Raw genomic sequence first — 18782 nt, 5'->3', positions numbered from 1 at the left:
GATATCGCACGATGCACACTCCTTTTCCCATTAGCTAAAGGAGAATTCTGTGATCTCGAGCAAGAAGACCGCGGGCCGGATCGCGGCCTTGGCGGCGGCCGCCGCCGCCATGTTCACGATGGTCGTCCCGACCGGGACGTCGTTCGCCATCGACCACATCCCCTGCCGCGCCGGGGAGAACTTCCTGAAGATCTGGTCGCACCTCGACGGCCGGGACAGCGTGGACTGCTACGCCAACCGCGGCCGGATCGGCTTCGGCGGCTGGTGGGTGGACAAGATCGAGACGGGCAACAACGACCTGATCTACAGCGACGCCAACGGCGATTCGGTGAGAGTCAACCGGTGGACGATCATCACGTACCCGAACCGCCCGCCGCGGGTCAACTACATCGAGATCCTCTGACCTCGAAGGAGAAACCATGATCTCGACCAAGAGGAAGGCGCGGCGCGTCCTGGCCGCGGCGGCCGCCGCTGCCGCCGCGTTCAGCCTGCTCGTGCCGACCGGGACCTCGTTCGCCATCGACCACATCCCGTGCCGGGACGGCGAGAACTTCCTGAAGATCTGGTCGCATCTCGGCGGGAGCTCCAGCGTCGACTGCTACGCCAACCGGGGCAGGATCAGCTTCGGCGGCTGGTGGATCGACCGGATCTACACCGGCAACAACGACCTCATTTATTACGACAGCAATGGTTCCGACGTCAGAATCAACCGGTGGACCGACATCAGTTTCCCGAATCGTCCGCCGAAGGTCCGCGTCATCGAAATCCTCTGAATAAACCTCGTGAGTGGTAAGGACGGTTCTAACCGTCCTTACCACTCACGAGCCGCGAAGATCTCTGATCAATTCTTCGGCCGCCGCGAACGGATCGAGCTTCCGTGCCACCACGCGTTCGGCCAGTTCGGCGAGCCTGTCGCCGGAGCGCAGGTCCACGATCTCCGCGCGCAACCGCTGCACGGCGATCGCCTCGACCTCGTCACGGGCCCGTGCCGCGCGGCGCCGGGGCAATTCGTCGCGCTGGACCAGCCAGTCGTGGTGCTCGCCCAGCGCGCGGACGACGTCGTCGACCCCCTCCCCGCGCGAGGCCACCGTTCGCACGATCGGCTGACGCCAGCTCGGGCCGCGAATCTCCCTGCGCACCAAGGAGATCATCTGCTTGAGGTCGTGGACGGTCGCGTCCGCGCCCTCCCGGTCCGCCTTGTTGACCACGAACACGTCCGCGATCTCCAGCACGCCCGCCTTCGCCGCCTGGATCCCGTCACCCATCCCGGGCGCGAGCAGGACCACCGTGGTGTCGGCCAGTTTCACGACGTCCACTTCGGACTGCCCGACCCCGACGGTCTCGATCAGCACGACGTCGAACCCGGCCGCGTCGAGCACGCGGACCGCTTGCGGCGTCGCCCACGAAAGCCCGCCGAGATGCCCGCGCGTGGCCATCGAACGGATGAACACGCCGGGATCGGTGGCGTGTTCGGTCATCCGGATCCGGTCGCCGAGCAAGGCCCCGCCGGAGAACGGCGACGACGGGTCGATCGCCAGCACCCCGACCCGCAGGCCCTGCGCCCGCAAGGCCGTGAGCAGCGCGGACGTCGATGTCGACTTGCCGACACCGGGCGGACCGGTCAGCCCGACCACCCGCGCGTTACCGGTGTGCGGCGTCAGCTTCGCCGCGACCTCGGGCAACCGCGGATGGGCGTCCTCGACCAGCGACAGCAACCGGGCGATCGCGCGGGGGACGCCGTCCCGCGCGCGACCGACCAGTTCGTCGATGTCCAGCTGTACCGGCAAGGGCTTTACGGGACGCGGAGCAGCAGCGCGTCGCCCTGGCCGCCACCACCGCAGAGGGCGGCGGCCCCGAGGCCACCACCGCGACGGCGGAGTTCGTGGATCAGGTGCACGGCGAGCCGCGCGCCGGACGCGCCGATCGGGTGACCGAGGGCGATGGCGCCACCGTCGACGTTGACCTTCTCCGGGTCGAGGCCGAGCTTGTCGGCCGAAACCAGGCCGACGGCGGCGAACGCCTCGTTGATCTCGACGAGGTCGAGCGCGTCGGCGGTCAGCTTCTCCTTGGCCAGCGCGGCCAGGATCGCGTTCGACGGCTGCTCGTGCAGGCTGGCGTCCGGGCCGGAGACCACGCCGTGCGCGCCGATCTCGGCGAGCGGGGTCAGGCCCAGTTCCTCGGCCTTGGCCTTGCTCGCGACGATGACCGCGGCCGCGCCGTCGGAGATCTGCGAGGCCGAACCGGCGGTGATGGTGCCGTCGGAGGCGAAGGCCGGGCGCAGCTTCGCGAGACCTTCGGCGGTGGTGTCGGCGCGGACGCCTTCGTCCTTGGAGAAGACGACCGGGTCGCCCTTGCGCTGCGGGATCGACACCGGCGCGATCTCGGCGTCGAACCGGCCCGCCTCGATGGCGGCGGCGGCGCGCTGGTGCGAACGCGCGGAGAACTCGTCCTGCTGCTCACGGGTGAGCCCGTAGCGGCTGTTGTACTTCTCCGTCGAAGCACCCATCGCGACCTGGTCGAAGGCGCAGAACAGACCGTCGTAGGCCATGTGGTCGACGAGCGTGGTGTCGCCGTACTTGTAGCCTGCGCGGGACTTCGGCAGCAGATGCGGCGACTGGGTCATCGACTCCTGGCCGCCCGCCACGATCAGGTCGAACTCGCCCGCGCGGATGAGCTGGTCGGCGAGCGCGATGGCGTCGAGACCGGAGAGGCAGACCTTGTTGATGGTCAGCGCCGGGACGGTCATCGGGATGCCGCCGGCGACCGCGGCCTGACGGGCCGGGATCTGGCCCGCGCCGGCGGTGAGCACCTGGCCCATGATCGTGTACTGGACCGCGTCCGGGGAGACCCCGGCCTGCTCCAGCGCCGCCTTGATGGCGAATCCGCCGAGTTGCGCGCCCGAGAAGTCCTTCAGGGAACCGAGCAGTCGCCCGATCGGTGTACGGGCGGCACCCAGGATCACGGAACCGGACACGGCGTCCTCCAAGCATCGGCGCAAGGGCAAAGGGGGTCTTCGCGACCATACCCGGGTCACGGGCGTCTTGATGGAGCCAGTGTGAGGCGGCGCACGCCGGTTCGCCCGCCCGCGGACCTATCCTGCTCTGCATGAACCAGGCGCTGAAACCGTTCGTGACCGCCATCGACCACGTCGGCATCGCGGTGCCCGACCTCGACGCCGCGATCGCCTTCCACGCCGAGCACTTCGGCCTGGAGGTCGCGCACGAGGAGGTCAACGAGGAGCAGGGTGTCCGCGAGGCGATGCTCCGCGCGCCGGGCACGGCCGGGACGGAGACCGCGATCCAGCTCCTCGCGCCGCTGCGCGACGATTCCGCGATCGGCAAGTTCCTCGCGAAGAGCGGCCCCGGGTTGCAGCAGCTGGCGTACCGAGTGTCCGATGTGGACGCCGCCGCGGCGGCCCTGCGCGCGCAGGGACTCCGGCTGCTCTACGAGGAGGCGAAGCGCGGAACGTCCAACAGCCGGGTGAACTTCGTGCACCCCAAGGACGCCGGTGGCGTGCTGGTGGAACTGGTCGAGCCGGCGAAAGACGGTCACTGACCTCGGGTCAGGGCTTCGGCGATAAAGGCGACCTCGCGATCGATTTCGGCGGGGTCCCCGTCTTCGTTGTGCCGCGCCGTCGCGTGACGATGGCTGACCGCCCGCGCCAGCAGCCCGGACGCCGAATCGACGTCGGCGATCGCGAGGTTGCCGCCGGTCGCGGCCACGATCACCGCCTTCACCTGCCGGACGAGTTGCTGGAACCGTTCGGCCAGCGCGTCGCGGACCGCGCGGTGCGTGTCGGCCTCGCGCCACAGCAGGTGTGACAGCGCCAAGGACCGGTTGAACCGCCTGTCCAGTTCCACGACGAGGCCGCGCAGGCTGCCCGCGAGATCGCCGGGCACCACCACGACAGCCGGTTCGATCCGCGCGTCGGGCAGTTCGGCGACCAGCGCGGCCAGCAGATCCGACTTACGCCGGAAGTAGTAGTGCACGAGGCCCTTGGGCACGCCTGCCCGCTCGGCGATCCGTGACGTGGGCGTGGCGTCGAAACCGGATTCGGCGAACAGCGCCTCCGCGGCCCGCAGGATGCGCTGTTTCGCCGAATCCTCTTTCACGCCGTTTCCTCTCGTGTCAGTGCTGTCCCGCCGTCTTGTGCGTCGCCTGGGCGATCGGCATCGCGGCCGCCCCGGCCACCACGGTCAGGACGCCACCGACCCAAGCCGTCCAAGACGCGCCCATGAAGACGGCGAATCCCATCACCCAGGGCGATATGAACAGCAGCGCGCCCAGGACGATCTGAATGCCTTCGCCGTAGACCATGCCAGGCATCGCGAGCGACGCGAGGCCGTCGAGGGCGATCAGCGCGCCGAGGATGACGAGCGACCACATGGCGGTGCTGTCCGTGGTCATCCAGAGGGGTGAAAGAGCGACCACGACACCGATGACCACCTCCGCCCAGTCATGGGGGCGGGTCCAAGGGCGCGTCGTGGGTTCGTTCATGCGTGCTCACCTCCGAAATTCGGCTGAACCTGCAGGTCGGAGAGATCTCCACCGCCCATCGTCCGCTTGGTTGGCCAGCCGGTCAAGACCGGTCGATAACACTTCGGGATGTGGAAGTGCTCCACGTCTCGTACGGTTGTGGTCTTGGTTACCGGTGAGTAATTTGAGTCGCCACAACGCCGTCACCCCTTTCGCGGAGGTTCCGATGTCGCAGCTCGGCGAGATCCAGCAGGCCATTCTGAACGATGACCTCGGCGCCGTGGCGTCGCTCGACGTGCCGGAGTCCTACCGCGGCGTCACCGTGCACAAGGACGAGGCCGGCATGTTCGAAGGCCTCGAAAGCCGGGACAAGGACCCGCGCAAGTCTCTGCACGTGGACGACATCCCGACGCCGGAACTCGGCCCCGGCGAGGCGCTGGTCGCGGTCATGGCGAGCGCGATCAACTACAACACCGTCTGGACCTCGATCTTCGAACCGGTCTCGACCTTCAAGTTCCTGGAGCGCTACGGACGGCTTTCGCCGCTTTCGAAGCGCCACGACCTGCCGTACCACGTCGTCGGCTCGGATCTTTCCGGTGTCGTGCTGCGGACCGGCGTCGGCGTGCACAACTGGAAGCCGGGCGACGAGGTCGTCGCGCACTGCCTCAACGTCGAACTCGAGGGCCCGGACGGGCACAACGACACGATGCTCGACACCGAGCAGCGGATCTGGGGCTTCGAAACGAACTTCGGCGGCCTCGCCGAAGTCGCGCTGGTCAAGGCGAACCAGCTGATGCCGAAGCCGGACCACCTCACCTGGGAAGAGGCCGCGTCCCCCGGCCTGGTGAACTCCACCGCCTACCGCCAGCTCGTCTCGCGCAACGGCGCGGACATGAAGCAGGGCGACGTCGTGCTGATCTGGGGCGCTTCGGGCGGCCTCGGCTCCTACGCGACGCAGTACGCGCTCAACGGCGGCGCGATCCCGGTGTGCGTGGTCTCCAGCCCCGAAAAGGCGGAGATCTGCCGGAAACTGGGCGCGGAGCTGATCATCGACCGCAACGCGGAGGGCTACAAGTTCTGGAAGGACGACGACAACCAGGACCCGAAGGAGTGGCAGCGGTTCGGCAAGAAGATCCGCGAGCTGACCGGTGGCGAGGACCCGGACATCGTCTTCGAGCACCCGGGCCGCGAAACCTTCGGCGCTTCGGTCTACGCCGCGCGCAAGGGCGGGACGATCGTCACCTGCGCGTCGACGTCCGGGTTCATGCACCAGTACGACAACCGCTATCTGTGGATGAACCTCAAGCGGATCATCGGCAGCCACTTCGCCAACTACCGCGAATCTTGGGAAGCGAACCGGCTGATCTCGAAAGGTCTGATCCACCCGACGCTGTCGAAGACCTACGCGCTGGAAGACACCGGACAGGCCGCGCTGGACGTGCACCGCAACGCCCACCAGGGAAAGGTCGGCGTGCTCGCCCTCGCCCCCGAAGAAGGTCTGGGCGTCCGGAACCACGAGCTGCGCGCGAAGCACATCGACGGGATCAACGCGTTCCGGAACGTTTAGCGCGCCAGAACGCGCTTTCGCCGCGCGTTGCGTGGGTGCTCACCCTTCCGTGACCGCTGCTCGACTACGGTAGAAGGATGAGCCTTGGCGAGGAACGGGAGCTAGTGCCGCTGGGAGCCGGCTTCGACGTGGCGAAGCGCGGTTACAGCCGTGCGCAGGTCGACGAACATCTCGAACGGCTTGACGCCGATCTGAAGATGCTCACCGCCGATCGCGATGCCGCCATCGGGCAAGCGGGCGACCTGGCACGGCAGCTGGAGATCGCGCGCGGCGAGATCGCGGACCTGCGCGGGCAGGTCGACAGGCTCGCCCAGCCGCCGACGAGCGTCGAAGGCCTGTCAGAGCGGCTACAGCGCATGCTGCGGCTCGCGCAGGACGAGGCCGCCGACACCAAGGCGCGCGCGGAAGCCGAAGCCGGGCACATCCGCGCCAAGGCCGAGACCGACGCGAGCGCCATGCGGGCCCGCTACGAGCAGCTGCTCAACGAGCTCGACCTCCGTCGCAAGGAGATGGAGGCCGAGCACCGCGGGGTGCTGGAGACGGCGCGCGCCGAGGCGAAGGACATCACCGACAAGGCGAAGGCCGAGCGCGACAAGCTCGACGCCGAGTCGCAGCAGCGTCGCACTCAGGTCGAAGAGGACTTCGAGATCGCGATGGCGTCGCGGCGCACCGAAGCCATGCACGCACTGGCCGAGCAGGAGGCCGCGAGCAAGGCCGAGGCCGCCCGCCGCGTCCGCGAGGCCACCGAGGACGCCGCCGCCATCCGCGCGAAGGTGCTCGAAGAGGAGACGACGGCCAAGGCCGACATCGAGCGCCGCCAGCGGGAGTCGGTCGCCGACGCGAACAAGCGCAAGCAGGACTCGATCACCGAGGCCAACGCCCGGCTCGCCGAAGCGGCCGACGAGGCACGCCGTCGCGTCCGGCAGGCCACCGAGGAGTCCAACCGGCGGATCACGCAGGCCACCGAACGGGTGGAAGCGCTGCGCAAGGTGCGCTCCAGCCTGGCCGAGCAGGTCCGCACCGCGCGGACCGCGCTCGCCGAGGCGACGCACGTGCTCGGCGACGAGCCGCACGTCCCGGCCGACCTGAAGGCGAAGCCGTCGCCCGACTCGGAGGCCACCGTGCAGCTCCGGACGGCTGATGTGCCGAAGGCCACATCCGGCGCGAAGCCTTCACCGCGACCTGCGGCAGCGCAGAAACCGACTGGCGAGTAACCTTCTCACCCGACCGGGCTCACGACGGCCTGCGGGCCCGTCGCCGAGCGGTTATCGTCGCTGCTCGCGCGCAGGTGCGGGCTGTCAGATCGGTGGAGGTTGCGGATGGCTGCATATCGGACCGTGGTCGTGGGCACGGACGGATCGGATTCTTCGTTCGCCGCGGTCGACCGGGCGGCGGGTGTCGCCGGGGACTCCGGAGCGACCCTGGTCATCGTGTGCGCCTACTACCCCGCCAACAAGGGCGACGTGGAGAAGGCGCAGGACGTCCTCGGTGACGAGGCGTACCAGGTGGTGGGCTCGGCACCGGCCGAGGACACCCTCCTGTCCGCCCGTGACAGGGCGGCGAAGGCCGGCGCGAAGAACATCGAGACCGCCGCTGTCGTCGGCGACCCGGTCGACTCGCTGCGCAAGGTCGTCGCCGACCGTTCCGCGGACCTGCTGGTGGTCGGCAACCGCGGGCTGAACACGCTCGCGGGCCGCATCCTGGGCTCCGTGCCGTCCGAGGTCGCGCGGAAGTCCGGGGTGGACGTGCTCATCGTCCACACCACCTGATGCCCGAACCCGGCGAGATCTCGCCCGACGCGCTGCAACAGCGCCTCGAACGGATCCTGCTCGGCGGAAAGCGCAAGTACACCCGGCTCGAAGTCGCCGAGAAGGCAGGCGTTCCCGAGGAACGCTCTCGGCGACTTTGGCGTGCGCTGGGTTTCGCGACCGTCGAAGACGACGAGGTCGTCTTCACCGACGCCGACATCGAGGCGATCCGGACGGCCGACCAGCTGATGAGCTCGGGGCTGATCGACCCGAGCATCGAGCTGGCGGTGACGCGCGCGCTGGGCCAGCACCTTTCGCGGCTCGCGGAATGGCAGGTCCACATGCTGTGGACGATGATCACCGAGAACAAGGAGATCGGCAGCAGCGAACGCCAGATCGGGCGGCTCGTCGACAGGCTGCTGCCCGAACTGCAGAAGGTTCAGGACTTCGTCTGGCGCCGCCACCTCGCCGCCTACGCCGGCCGGGCGCTGGCCATGCCGGACGAGGACCTCGAAGCGCGGACCGAGGTGGTCGGGTTCGTCGACATGGTCGGCTACACCCGGCTGACCAGGCAGGTCGGCGAGGACGAGCTGACCGACATCCTCGACCGGTTCGAATCCGTCGCCACCGAAGTGGTCGCCGATCACCGCGGGCGGATCGTGAAGATGATCGGCGACGAGGTCCTGTTCGTCGCCGATTCCGCCGTCGACGGCGCCGAGATCGCCCTCGCGCTGTCCGAACGCTCGGACGCCGACGAAACGCTGCCCGCCGTACGCGCCGGTCTGGCGTCGGGCCGGATCCTCAGCCGGTTCGGCGACGTCTACGGCTCGGTCGTGAACCTCGCCGCCCGCCTCACCTCGACCGCGCGGCCGGGCACCATCCTGGTGGACAAGGAACTCGCCACCGAACTCCTGCCTTTACCGCAGTACGAGGTGCGGACGCGGCGACCGGTTTCGGTGCGGGGGTACAACCGGCTGCGGCCTTCTTCACTGCGTCGGGCGAAAGACCGGCCTTCGGGCATGTTCGCCTCTTCGCAGCAGCTCGCCGCGGAGATGCTGGGGCTGGGTGACACCGCTCCTGCTCCCGACCACGTCGAGGACGAGGTCGAGGACGCCACCGCGGACTCCTTGCCGCCGCGGCCCAAGCGGCGCCGCCGCCGCTGACCGGGCTGGCTGCTCCGCCGGGAGAGCAAGGGACCTTTGCTATCGCCACCGGCCGGTCGGCGCCCTCGGGATCTTGAGAGGCCCGGGTGTCATGAAAGGGTCGTTCAAGACGTTTTTCGTCCTGAACGACCCTTTCATGACATCCGCGAGAAGGGTGAAGCGCGGGGCTAGGTCAGCCGGGGAGCACGGCGTATTGCCGCACGTACAGGTCGGTGTAGGTGACCGGACCGCGCGGACCGGGCACCTTGTCCAGGTTGATGCCGGTCTCGGGGACGGCGAGGAGCTTGAAGCCGTCGAGCAGCCGGGTGGGGGCGTTCCAGAAGACACCGGTGCCGGTGTACGCGTCGAAGAACGTGTCGGCGGCTTCGCTGCTTTCGGTGGCGATGCCGGCGGCAAGGCCCGAGGTGCGCTCGTTGGCGATCTCGGCCGCTTCGGGCAGGCCCGTGACCTTCGCGACGGTAACGGTCGCTTCGCGGTCCGAGTCGAGCGCCCATTCGTAGCCGATGGCGTGCTCGTGCGGGGCGAGCGACGGGGTGACGCCGCGTTCGGCCAGCGCGCCGGAGATGCCGGGCCAGACGCGGTCGTGGGCGGCCTCGTGGATCAGCAGCAGGTTCAGCCGGTTGCAGACGCCGAGCCTGTCGAGGCTGTTGAAGACCAGGTCGCGCACCTTGTCGGTGTCGGCCGCTTCGTCGACGTACAGCACTCCGCCGCCGTCGGCGTGAGCCAGCGTGCGGACACCGTGGACGGCCGCTTCGGTGGCCAGTGCCCGGGTGCTGTCACCGCTGCCGCGCAGGATGACCAGCGGCACGAGCTCGGGGAACCGGACCAGCGCGGAAGCCGCCTCGCGCTCGGCGCGCGGCACCAGCTGGACGACGTCCGGGTCGATGCCCGCTTCGGCGAGCGCGGGGGCGATCACGGTCTCGCGCAGGCGCTGGGCCGAGCCGAGCGCGGCGGAACCCGTGCGGAGCACACCGCCGTTGCGCGACTTCACCAGCTGCGAAGCGACGTCGACCGTGACGTTCGGGCGCGCCTCGTAGTTCGCGCCGATCACGCCGACCGGACGGCGGCGCTCCACCAGCCGCAGTCCTCCGTCCAAAGTGGACACGTCGACGGACCGCTCCTGGTGCGGCGCACCGGCCAGGAGACGGAGCTGGTCGGCCATGCCGGTCAGGCGCTCGGGGGTGATGGTGAGCCTGTCGAGCAGGCCCGCGCTCATGCCGTCCTCGCGTGCCTTGGCGATGTCGGCCTGGTTCGCCTCGAGCACGACGTCGGCGTGCTCGACCAGCTTGTCCGCCATGGCGTTCAGCGCGGCGTCGATCGCCTCCGGGGAGGCGGCGGCCAGCGACGGCGCGGCCCGTTTCGCCGATCGAGCGCATTCCTCGACGGCCTTGGCGACCTCGTCCATCTCCGACTCCTTCCGCGCGGAACGAGCCATCAGTGTGCCGTACCGCCCCGGTCAGGCGACGGTCGGCTCCAGCAGCCACAACCCGCCCGCGAAGAGACAGCTCACCGTCAGCACGGCCATCACCAGCACCCACAGCACCGCGGGCATCGCGGTGAGCCTGCCGAGCTGATCGGCGTCGGAATCCCTCGCCGCTCCCCGGCGCCGCTTGATCTGGAGCTCGACCACCGGCCGGACGCCGCCGAACAGCAGGAACCAGGTCAGCAGGTAGACGAAGATCGCCTGGAACCACGACGGCGCCACCAGCGCGACCAGCCCGAGCACCACCGAGGTGGCGATCACGGTGAACACGCCGTAGGTGTTGCGCACCATCACCAGCACGCCCAGCAGCATCAGCGCCATCACGATCAGCACGACGGTGATCAGGTCCGACGAGAGCAGTCCCGCGAACACCAGGCCGAGCACCGCGGCGGCCGGGTACCCGGCCAGCGCGGTGAACGCCATCCCCGGCCCCTCCGGCTTGCCACGGGAGACGGTGACACCGGAGGTGTCCGAGTGCAGCTTGATGCCTTGCAGACGACGGCCGACCAGCACCGCCGCGAGCGCGTGACCTGCCTCGTGGACGAGCGTGATCAGGTTGCGGGCGATCCGCCACGGCCTGCCTGACAGCACCACGAGCAGTGCGAGACCACCGGTGACGAGGGTGATCGTGCCGGGCGGGGTGGACTGGGCGATGTCGGAAACCGTTTCGGCGGGAGACGAGCTCACCTCACCAGCTCACCACAAGCCGGATATGCCCGGTGTCAGGCGGTCATCGAACCTCCATTCCCGCGCGTGCGAAACTCGGGTCGTTTCGCAGGGCGAAGGCCACCCAACTGCGGAACGGCCGCCACACCGTGGACAGCTCCTCCAGTTCCTCGAGCGGTGCCTCCGGCAGGTCGTACGCGACTCGCATGGCCTCCTGCACCCGGGGCTCGTCCGCCGGGAAGACGTCCGGGTGCCCGGCGCCCCGGATCAGGATCAGCTGCGCCGAGAACGGGCCGATCCCCGGCAAGCGCTGCAGCCAGCTCAACGCGTCCGGGACCGGCATCGCGCGCAGATAGGCGGCGTCGAGCAGACCGTCCTTGGCGGCGTTGGCCACCGCGCGCAGCCGCTCGGCCTTCACCTCCGGCAGTCCGCGCCGGGCATCCGGCCCGGCCAGGACGTCCGGCGCCGGGAACGACATGAGGATCTTCCCGCCGACGTCCACCGGCCTGCCGAACTCCTCGGCGAGCCGTCGTTTCACCGTGGCGGCCTGCGACATCCGCGTCCGGTGGCTCAGGATCGCCCAGCAGGCCGCCTCGTACGGCGAATGGAACAGCACGGGCCGCAGCCCGGGGAGCGCCTGCTGGAGTCGGCGCACCACGGGATCCGCGGTGCCGATCTTGGTGAAGCCGACGCCGTCGACATCCGCCGAAAGGATCCGCCGCACCTGGGCACCGACCTCGACGGCGAGCCCTTCTCCGGCGAAGACCTCCACCTCGATCGAGCCGGGTGATCTCTGTCTGACGGCCGCGCCGACGTGTTCCCAGCCCGCTTCCGCCGGGAAGGCGAGGCGCAGGGTGCCGGGTTCGGCGGCGGCGTCGGTGCGGCACGCGGGCGGGAAGTCGGTCAGGAACCGGATGGACTTGTCGAGGTCGAACGGGCCGCGCACCGGGATGCGCAGCGTGGTCGAGGCGGTGTGCTGGAGGATCGAGCCGGTCATTTTCGGGCTCCTCTTCGGCTGGGGAACGGCGACTTCCTCCGACGTTAGAGACGGCCACCGACAGTTTCGGGCCGCGGCGGCGGGGATGTCGCGAACGGGCCGGTCATGGCAGATTCTCGGTGACCACCGTGAAGGGAGCAGCCATGCCGGACCATCGCGAACGTCTTTCGAGCCTGCTTCGGCCGGGCACCACGACATCCGGGCCGGACAAGGGTTTTCTCGATCTGCTGGGAGAAATCCCGCAAGCCGGGCCGCCGACCGGGCTGGCTCAGCGGCTGATGCGCACCTCCGCCGTGCCGATGATCTACGAGCGGTACTGGCGCCCGACGCTGGGCAGGGTCGCGAAAGGACTGAACGGCCCGACCATGGCGGACGAGATCCGGATCGCGATCGAAGCGCTCCGCCTGGTTCCGGGCCAGGTCGCGCTGGACGTCGCGTGCGGCACCGGCCGGTTCACCCGCGCGTTCGGTGAAGCGGTCGGCCCGGACGGCCTGTCCATCGGTCTCGACGGTTCGGTCACCATGCTGGAGAAGGCACTCGCCGCGCCCAATCCGGCGGCGGTGACCTATCTGCGCGCCGACGCCGTCGACCTGCCGCTCGGCGATTCCACTGTGGACGCCGTCTGCTGTTTCGCCGCGCTGCACATGTTCGCCGACCCCGACGCGGCACTGGATTCGTTCGCCCGCGTGCTGAAACCCGGCGGCTCGCTGGTGCTGCTGACCAGCGCCCGGCACAGTGATCAGCCGATGCGGCTGGCGGACACCTTCCTCGGCAGGCTGAGCGGACAGCGGATGTTCGACCGCGGCGAGATCGCGCTGAAGCTGTTCCGGCGCGGATTCGACCACGTCGGCGAGCGGTACTCCGGTGTCACGCAGATCGTGACCGGAGAGCTACCGGTTAACATCCGGAAATGATCCGCTCTGAGCACGCTTCGCCGATTCCCCCCGACGACAGCTACCTCCGTTCCCTGGTCGACGCGACCGCGGACGCCGTCGCCGCGGCCGAACCGCTCGGCTCGCCGCACGAGGGCGCGGACCCGGCCACCCGCGACGCGGTCAGCGCCGGGATCCGCGCGCTGACGGCGGAATTGGTGGAGCTGAGCCAAGACCTGCACGCTCATCCCGAAGAGGGGTTCGCCGAGCACCGCTCGGTCCGCGCGCTCGGGGAGCTGCTCGAACGGCACGGCCACGAAGTGACGATCGGCGCGGGCGGACTGGACACCGCCTTGGTCGCGAGCACTCCCGGAAGCGGCCCGCACATCGCGGTCCTCTCCGAGTACGACGCCCTTCCCGGACTCGGCCACGGCTGCGGGCACAACGTCATCTGCACCGCGGGCGCGGGCGGTTTCCTCGGCGCGGCGGCGGTCGCCGAGCGGCTGGGCGGCCGGGTCTCCTTGATCGGCACGCCGGCGGAAGAAGGCGGTGGCGGCAAGGAGACCATGGCCCGCGCCGGGGTTTTCGACGACGTCGACGCCGTGGTCATGCTGCACCCGTTCAGCCATGACATCGCCATGCATCCGTTCCTCGGCAGGCGGCAGCTGGAAATGGTGTTCCACGGTGTCGGCGCGCACGCTTCGGCGCAGCCGTTCATGGGACGCAACGCGCTCGACGCCGCCGTCGCCGCGTACCAGGGTGTCGCGGCGCTTCGGCAGCATCTGCCGTCCAGCGACCGTGTCCACGGCGTCTTCACCGACGGTGGCGCGCGGCCGAACGTCGTTCCCGAACGAGCGGCTCTGCTGTTCTATCTGCGCTCCGCGCAACCGGACACGTTGCGCGACCTCGCCGACCGGGTTTCCGCGATCGCGCGGGGCGCGGCGGAGATGACCGGCTGCGGCGTCGAACTGCTGTGGGACGCCCAGCCCGCGTACCTGCCGATCCGGTTCAACACCACGCTCGCCGGACGCTGGTCGGTGCATCAGGTCGACGCCGGCCGCAAACCGCTGCCGCCGGGGATCGTGCCCGAATTCCTCACCGGTTCGACCGATCTCGGCAATCTCTCCTACCGGATGCCCGCGATCCACCCGATGATCGCCATCGCGGGACCGACGACCGCCTTGCACACCAAGGAGTTCGCGGCCGCGGCCGGTTCCCCGGACGGTGATCGCGCGGTCGTCGACGGCGCGCTGGGGCTGGCGCTGACCGCCGTCGATTACCTGGCCGACGCGAAACTCCGCGCCGCGGTGCACGAGGAGTTCGAGACATCGGGCGGGGCGCTGGACGTACCCACGTTCTTCGACTGAGGAAACGCTGAGATTTCTCAGCTGATTCTTCTCAGGAAAGCACAGGGGTTTTCCACAGGAGGTTCACAAGTAAGAGCGCGAATCTTGGTCCATGACCGAGAACGAGAGTCGGCCCGGCCCCGCCTCCACCGGTGGGCACCAGCCGCCGCACCAGCAGCAGCAGTACCCCGGTTACACCCCTTGGCAGGCCGCGCCGAATCCGCTCTTCACTCCGCAGCAAGCCCAGACGCCCGTCCCGCCGCCGCGCAAGAAAGGCGGCCGGGTCGCCGTCCTCGTCAGCGCGACGGCGCTCGCCGCCGCACTCGTCGGCGGGGTCGGCGGAGCGGCGCTCATGGGTCTCGGATCCACGTCTTCGGCGTCCGGCCCGGGTTCGTCCGCGGTCGCCAACGGGCAACTGGTCGGGAACACCACTTCGGGTGACGTCAGCGGGGTCGCCGCGAAGGTGACGCCGAGCGTCGTCCAGGTGAACGTGACCACCGCGCAGGGTGAGGCCGTCGGCTCCGGCGTCATCCTGACGGCGGACGGGCGCGTCCTCACCAACGCCCACGTCGTCGCCGACGCCCAAGGCGACGTCACCGTCACCCTGTCGGACGGCAAGCAGTACAAGGCGAGCGTGGTCGGCGCCGACACGAAGGCCGACATCGCCGTTGTCCAGCTGAAGGGGGCGAGCGGGCTGACACCGGCTTCGCTCGGCGACTCCGGCAAACTCGCCGTCGGCCAGCAGGTCGTCGCGATCGGCTCGCCCGGCGGGCTCCAGAACACCGTGACCACCGGCATCGTGAGCGCGCTGAACCGCAAGCTCGACGAGCTCAGCAGCGGCCAGGAGCGGCGTTCGCCGTACAGCCGGACCACGAACGAAGCCGGGCCGAGCTACACCGCGATCCAGACCGACGCCCCGATCAACCAGGGCAACTCGGGCGGGGCGCTGGTGGACGCGCAGGGGAACGTCATCGGCATCAACTCGGCGCTCTACAACCCGACCTCGACCGGCAGCATCGGTATCGGTTTCGCGATCCCCATCAACGACGCGAAGAAGATCGTTGAGCAGATCGTCGGCTGACCCGGCCGACTGGACCGTTGTCAGGGGGCGGCCCAGCAGGCGATGTCCGTGAAGGCCTTCTCGAGGGATTCGGGGTCCCGCGAGAAGGCCTTCACGGATTTCAGAGTTCGTACGTGAGGGTGAAGGTGTGGTTGCCCTCGTCGTCCTGGACGATCTCCGCCGTCCCGGTGATGCCGGCCAGCTCGCCGTGACCGGAGCCCGGCAAGACGATCAGGTGATGCCCGTTCTCCCCCGCCGAGTGATGCAGGACGAATCCGCCCTTGCGCCCGTCGACGGACACGGCCAGCCGCTCGAACGCGACGTACGCCGAAGACGTCTCGTTCACCGCCGCGAGCATCTCGACGGCGCTGGTCCCCTCGACGGCTCCGGTGAACGTCTTCGTCAGCAGCACACGCGAGAACTCGGTGCCTTCGGGCTTCTCGGTGGCTTGCGGGTCCCAGCCGTCCACGGTGAACGCGGCTGTCGCGGTGTTGGTCATGACGCCGAGTCTGCCGGACATACCTGACAGAATGCGTCAGGTATTTTCACCGCCTCCGGTTCCCGAACAGCCCGCGCGTGATCTCCCGCCCGAGCGCGCTCGCCGCCGAGCGGAGGAATGACTTCACCGCCGGGTTCTTCATCGCCTGCTCGACCATCCCCGGCGCTTCCTTCTCCGGTTTCGGAGCTGGGGGCGCTTCCGGCGGAGCTTCACCGGCGGGCGGCGCGGCCACCTTCGCGGCGAGCTTCTCGTAGGCCGACTCACGGTCGATCGTCTCGGCGTACTTCGCGTGCAGATCCGAAGACGCCGTCGCCGCGGAGATGGCTTCGGCTCCGATGGACCCCATCTTCGACCGCGGCGCGCGCAGGCGGGTCCACGCGACCGGCGTCGGCGCGCCCCGCTCCGAAAGCACGGTGACGATCGCTTCGCCGATACCGAGCGACGTCAGCGCCGAGTCCAGCTCGTAGTGCTTCGTCTTCGGGTACGTCTTCACCGTCTTCGTCAGCGCCGCCTGGTCCTCGGGCGTGAAGGCGCGCAGCGCGTGCTGCACCCGCGCGCCCAGCTGAGACAGGACGTTGTTCGGGATGTCCGTCGGGAGCTGCGTGCAGAAGAACACGCCGACGCCCTTCGAGCGGATCAGCTTCACGGTCTGCTCGATGCGCTCCAGGAACGCCTTCGACGCGCCGTTGAACAGCAGGTGCGCCTCGTCGAAGAAGAACACCAGCTTCGGCTTGTCGAGGTCGCCCTCCTCGGGCAGCTCTTCGAACAGCTCGGCCAGCAGCCACATGAGGAACGTCGAGAACAGCGCGGGTTTCGACTGGAGGTTGTCCAGCTCCAGCAGGGTCACCATCGCCTTGCCGTCGACCTCGCGCATCAGGTCGTGGACGTCCAGCTCGGGCTCGCCGAAGAAGTCCTCACCGCCCTGAGCCTCCAGATTGGACAGCGACCGCAGGATCACCCCGGCCGTCGCGGCCGAGACGCCGCCGATACCTTTGAGGTCCTCTTTGCCCTCGTCACTGGTCAGATGCGTGATGACCGAGCGGAGGTCCTTCGTGTCCAGCAACGCCAGGCCGCGCTGATCGGCCCAGTGGAAGATCAGGCCGAGCGTCGACTCCTGGGTTTCGTTGAGCCCCAGCACCTTCGACAGCAGGATCGGGCCGAAACTGGTGATCGTCGCCCGGATCGGCGCCCCCTTGCCGCCCGTGCCGAGCGACAGGAACTGCACGGGGAACGCGGCGGGCTCCCAGGAGTCACCCAGCTCCTCCGCGCGCTTGGCGATCTTGTCGTTGCTCTCGCCCTGCGCGGCCAGCCCCGACAGGTCGCCCTTCACATCCGCCAGCACCACCGGCACTCCCGCGGCCGACAGCTGCTCGGCGATCAACTGCAAGGTCTTCGTCTTACCGGTGCCCGTGGCGCCCGCGACCAGCCCGTGCCGGTTCAGCGTCGCCAACGGGAGGCGGACCGCCGCCCCGGCGTCGGCCTTGCCGTCGATCACGACGGCGCCGAGCTCCACCGCCGCCCCTTCGCTCACGTAACCCTGCGCGATCTCCTGGGCTGGACCCTGTTCGGCCACTGTCGCTCCCTGGTCTGTGATATGGCTCACCTGAGGATGCACACGCTGCCAGCAACGCGCCGAACCCGCACGTCGCGCGTCGTGAATCCCCGGGTCGGGTTAGGGTTTCGGGGTGAACGACCGCCTAGTCTGGATCGACTGCGAGATGACGGGGCTCGACCTCGGCAAGGACGCGTTGATCGAAATAGCCGCGCTGGTGACCGACGCCGAACTCAACGTCCTCGGCGAGGGCGTCGACATCGTCATCCACACCGACGACGAAACCCTCGACGGCATGCCGGAGGTCGTCCGCGAAATGCACGCCCGCTCCGGCCTCACCGAAGAGGTCCGGCGCTCCACGGTCACCATGGAAGAAGCCGAGCAGCGCGTCCTCGAGTACATCCGCGCGCACGTGCCCGAGGCCAACGTCGCCCCGCTCGCCGGCAACTCCATCGCCACCGACCGCGGCTTCATCACCCGAGACATGCCCGCCCTGGACGGGCACCTGCACTACCGCATGGTCGACGTCTCGTCGGTGAAGGAACTCGTCCGGCGCTGGTACCCGCGGATCTACTACGCCAAGCCCGAGAAGGGCCTCGCGCACCGCGCCCTCGCCGACATCAAGGAGTCCATCGGCGAGCTCGACTACTACCGCCGCGTCGCCTTCGTCCCCCAGCCCGGCCCGACCACCGAACAGGCCAAGGCCGCGGCCGCTGAAGTGCAGGAACGCCACGAACGGTAACCCGTTGCGAGCCCCCGAAACGGGCACGCTAATATAGTGCGGCCGAGGTGATGGGAAGCTTCCCGAGCCCGGCGATGGTGGGCGTAGCTCAGCTGGTAGAGCACCTGGTTGTGGTCCAGGAGGTCGCGGGTTCGAAACCCGTCGCTCACCCCATCACCCCAGTTTGGTCGGTCTTTCCGCCAGGCTGGGGTTTCGTGTTTCGGGGGTATCCGTAGCTCGCGCGAGTTCAGGGAAGAACTCGCGCGGAGGATGCCATGCGACGATGGCCGGTATGAGTGACCTCAGGACTCTTCGTGCTGGTCGGCGGCGATCACGCCGACACCGGTCACGACCGTGACGGCGCCGCCGCCCACTTCGCCGTGGCGATGCGAGCCCGGGTATCCGAACTGCACGAAGGCCCAATCCCAGAAGTGCCGACGCGATCCGGAGAAGATCTGGGACACCGGCACACAGAAGTGCCGGTACAAGACCAGCGGCGAGACGCAGTGGGAGTACCTCGACGGGACCCCCGGCCCAGGAATGTCATGAGGGGTGGCCGTAGGGCGGAAATAGTGCGAAGGGGTGCCCCCAAGAAAAAGGGGGGGGTACGGGCGCCCCCGGGGGTAAAGGGG

Annotated in this window: 21 protein-coding genes and 1 tRNA gene; 12 read left to right on the top strand and 10 right to left on the bottom strand. The window is 69.0% G+C overall.

Annotation, left to right across the window (positions count from 1 at the left end):
- Positions 1–49 precede the first annotated feature (49 nt).
- Positions 50–403, top strand: a complete 354-nt coding sequence (locus tag ACFWMR_RS22245) for a beta/gamma crystallin domain-containing protein (RefSeq protein ID WP_378379721.1) — start codon at positions 50–52, stop codon at positions 401–403.
- Between the two features lie 16 nt (positions 404–419).
- A complete protein-coding gene (locus tag ACFWMR_RS22240; protein WP_378379720.1) occupies positions 420–773 on the top strand; it encodes a beta/gamma crystallin domain-containing protein in 354 nt (117 codons plus the stop codon).
- A 45-nt stretch (positions 774–818) separates the two neighbouring features.
- On the opposite strand, the gene meaB is transcribed toward ACFWMR_RS22240, so the two are convergent.
- Both meaB and ACFWMR_RS22230 read right to left on the bottom strand, forming a co-directional pair.
- A complete protein-coding gene (gene meaB / locus ACFWMR_RS22235; RefSeq protein ID WP_093937500.1) occupies positions 819–1787 on the bottom strand; it encodes a methylmalonyl Co-A mutase-associated GTPase MeaB in 969 nt (322 codons plus the stop codon).
- 5 nt (positions 1788–1792) lie between these two features.
- A complete protein-coding gene (locus ACFWMR_RS22230; protein ID WP_378379719.1) occupies positions 1793–2974 on the bottom strand; it encodes an acetyl-CoA C-acetyltransferase in 1182 nt (393 codons plus the stop codon).
- Positions 2975–3105: 131 nt separating this feature from the next.
- Here ACFWMR_RS22230 and mce point away from each other — a divergent pair, with 131 nt between their 5' ends.
- Complete coding sequence (gene mce, locus ACFWMR_RS22225; protein WP_378379718.1) at positions 3106–3555, top strand: methylmalonyl-CoA epimerase; 450 nt, start codon at positions 3106–3108, stop codon at positions 3553–3555.
- On the opposite strand, the gene ACFWMR_RS22220 is transcribed toward mce, so the two are convergent.
- Positions 3549–4112, bottom strand: a complete 564-nt coding sequence (locus ACFWMR_RS22220) for a TetR/AcrR family transcriptional regulator (protein ID WP_093937502.1) — start codon at positions 4110–4112, stop codon at positions 3549–3551. The two genes, mce and ACFWMR_RS22220, sit on opposite strands and share 7 nt — an antisense overlap.
- A gap of 16 nt (positions 4113–4128) precedes the next feature.
- Positions 4129–4497, bottom strand: a complete 369-nt coding sequence (locus tag ACFWMR_RS22215; protein WP_093937503.1) for an SPW repeat protein — start codon at positions 4495–4497, stop codon at positions 4129–4131.
- Positions 4498–4702: 205 nt separating this feature from the next.
- On the opposite strand from ACFWMR_RS22215, the gene ccrA reads away from it, so the two are divergent.
- The 4 genes from ccrA (at position 4703) to ACFWMR_RS22195 (ending at position 8954) form a co-directional block, all read left to right on the top strand.
- Complete coding sequence (gene ccrA / locus ACFWMR_RS22210) at positions 4703–6043, top strand: crotonyl-CoA carboxylase/reductase (protein WP_378379717.1); 1341 nt, start codon at positions 4703–4705, stop codon at positions 6041–6043.
- A gap of 104 nt (positions 6044–6147) precedes the next feature.
- A complete protein-coding gene (locus ACFWMR_RS22205) occupies positions 6148–7257 on the top strand; it encodes a chromosome segregation protein (protein ID WP_093937505.1) in 1110 nt (369 codons plus the stop codon).
- Positions 7258–7362: 105 nt separating this feature from the next.
- Entirely contained in the window at positions 7363–7812 is a 450-nt protein-coding gene (locus ACFWMR_RS22200; RefSeq protein ID WP_093937506.1) for a universal stress protein, read from the top strand.
- The gene (locus tag ACFWMR_RS22195; RefSeq protein ID WP_378379716.1) at positions 7812–8954 is read left to right on the top strand and encodes an adenylate/guanylate cyclase domain-containing protein; all 1143 of its coding nucleotides are present in this window, start codon (positions 7812–7814) and stop codon (positions 8952–8954) included. The genes ACFWMR_RS22200 and ACFWMR_RS22195 overlap by 1 nt, the downstream gene beginning before the upstream one ends.
- Positions 8955–9126: 172 nt before the next feature.
- On the opposite strand, the gene ACFWMR_RS22190 is transcribed toward ACFWMR_RS22195, so the two are convergent.
- From ACFWMR_RS22190 to ACFWMR_RS22180, 3 genes are read right to left on the bottom strand one after another with little or no spacing between them, the layout of a single operon-like run.
- Positions 9127–10359, bottom strand: coding sequence for an aldehyde dehydrogenase family protein (locus tag ACFWMR_RS22190; protein ID WP_378379715.1), 1233 nt, complete (start codon positions 10357–10359; stop codon positions 9127–9129).
- A gap of 51 nt (positions 10360–10410) precedes the next feature.
- Positions 10411–11124 (bottom strand): M50 family metallopeptidase, encoded by a 714-nt coding sequence (locus tag ACFWMR_RS22185; protein WP_378277374.1) that lies wholly within the window; start codon positions 11122–11124, stop codon positions 10411–10413.
- Positions 11125–11167: 43 nt separating this feature from the next.
- Complete coding sequence (locus tag ACFWMR_RS22180; RefSeq protein ID WP_093937510.1) at positions 11168–12100, bottom strand: DNA-3-methyladenine glycosylase family protein; 933 nt, start codon at positions 12098–12100, stop codon at positions 11168–11170.
- Positions 12101–12243: 143 nt separating this feature from the next.
- Between ACFWMR_RS22180 and ACFWMR_RS22175 the strand changes: the two genes are divergently transcribed.
- From ACFWMR_RS22175 to ACFWMR_RS22165, 3 genes are all read left to right on the top strand, one after another.
- Positions 12244–13014 carry a class I SAM-dependent methyltransferase gene (locus ACFWMR_RS22175; RefSeq protein WP_378379714.1) on the top strand — a complete coding sequence of 257 codons (771 nt, stop codon included), beginning with the start codon at positions 12244–12246 and terminating at the stop codon, positions 13012–13014.
- On the top strand, positions 13011–14339 hold the full coding sequence (locus ACFWMR_RS22170) for a M20 family metallopeptidase (RefSeq protein ID WP_378379713.1): 1329 nt from the start codon (positions 13011–13013) through the stop codon (positions 14337–14339). The genes ACFWMR_RS22175 and ACFWMR_RS22170 overlap by 4 nt, the downstream gene beginning before the upstream one ends.
- A 91-nt stretch (positions 14340–14430) precedes the next feature.
- Positions 14431–15399 (top strand): S1C family serine protease, encoded by a 969-nt coding sequence (locus tag ACFWMR_RS22165; RefSeq protein WP_378379712.1) that lies wholly within the window; start codon positions 14431–14433, stop codon positions 15397–15399.
- Between the two features lie 100 nt (positions 15400–15499).
- Here the strand turns inward: ACFWMR_RS22165 and ACFWMR_RS22160 are convergent, their stop codons facing one another.
- On the bottom strand, positions 15500–15877 hold the full coding sequence (locus tag ACFWMR_RS22160) for a DUF3224 domain-containing protein (protein ID WP_378277999.1): 378 nt from the start codon (positions 15875–15877) through the stop codon (positions 15500–15502).
- Positions 15878–15923: 46 nt separating this feature from the next.
- Complete coding sequence (locus tag ACFWMR_RS22155; protein WP_378277990.1) at positions 15924–17450, bottom strand: helicase HerA-like domain-containing protein; 1527 nt, start codon at positions 17448–17450, stop codon at positions 15924–15926.
- Between the two features lie 112 nt (positions 17451–17562).
- Here ACFWMR_RS22155 and orn point away from each other — a divergent pair, with 112 nt between their 5' ends.
- Positions 17563–18171 (top strand): oligoribonuclease, encoded by a 609-nt coding sequence (gene orn, locus ACFWMR_RS22150; protein ID WP_378379711.1) that lies wholly within the window; start codon positions 17563–17565, stop codon positions 18169–18171.
- Positions 18172–18248: 77 nt separating this feature from the next.
- Positions 18249–18324 (top strand) — tRNA-His (locus ACFWMR_RS22145).
- 128 nt (positions 18325–18452) lie between these two features.
- On the opposite strand, the gene ACFWMR_RS22140 is transcribed toward ACFWMR_RS22145, so the two are convergent.
- Positions 18453–18614 (bottom strand): hypothetical protein, encoded by a 162-nt coding sequence (locus ACFWMR_RS22140; RefSeq protein WP_378379710.1) that lies wholly within the window; start codon positions 18612–18614, stop codon positions 18453–18455.
- Between the last annotated feature and the right edge of the window lie 168 nt (positions 18615–18782).

Source organism: Amycolatopsis thailandensis, assembly GCF_042723255.1.
GTDB lineage: Bacteria > Actinomycetota > Actinomycetes > Mycobacteriales > Pseudonocardiaceae > Amycolatopsis > Amycolatopsis thailandensis.
Note: the sequence above shows the minus strand (reverse complement) of the source record. Positions and strands in the feature narration are given on the sequence as shown.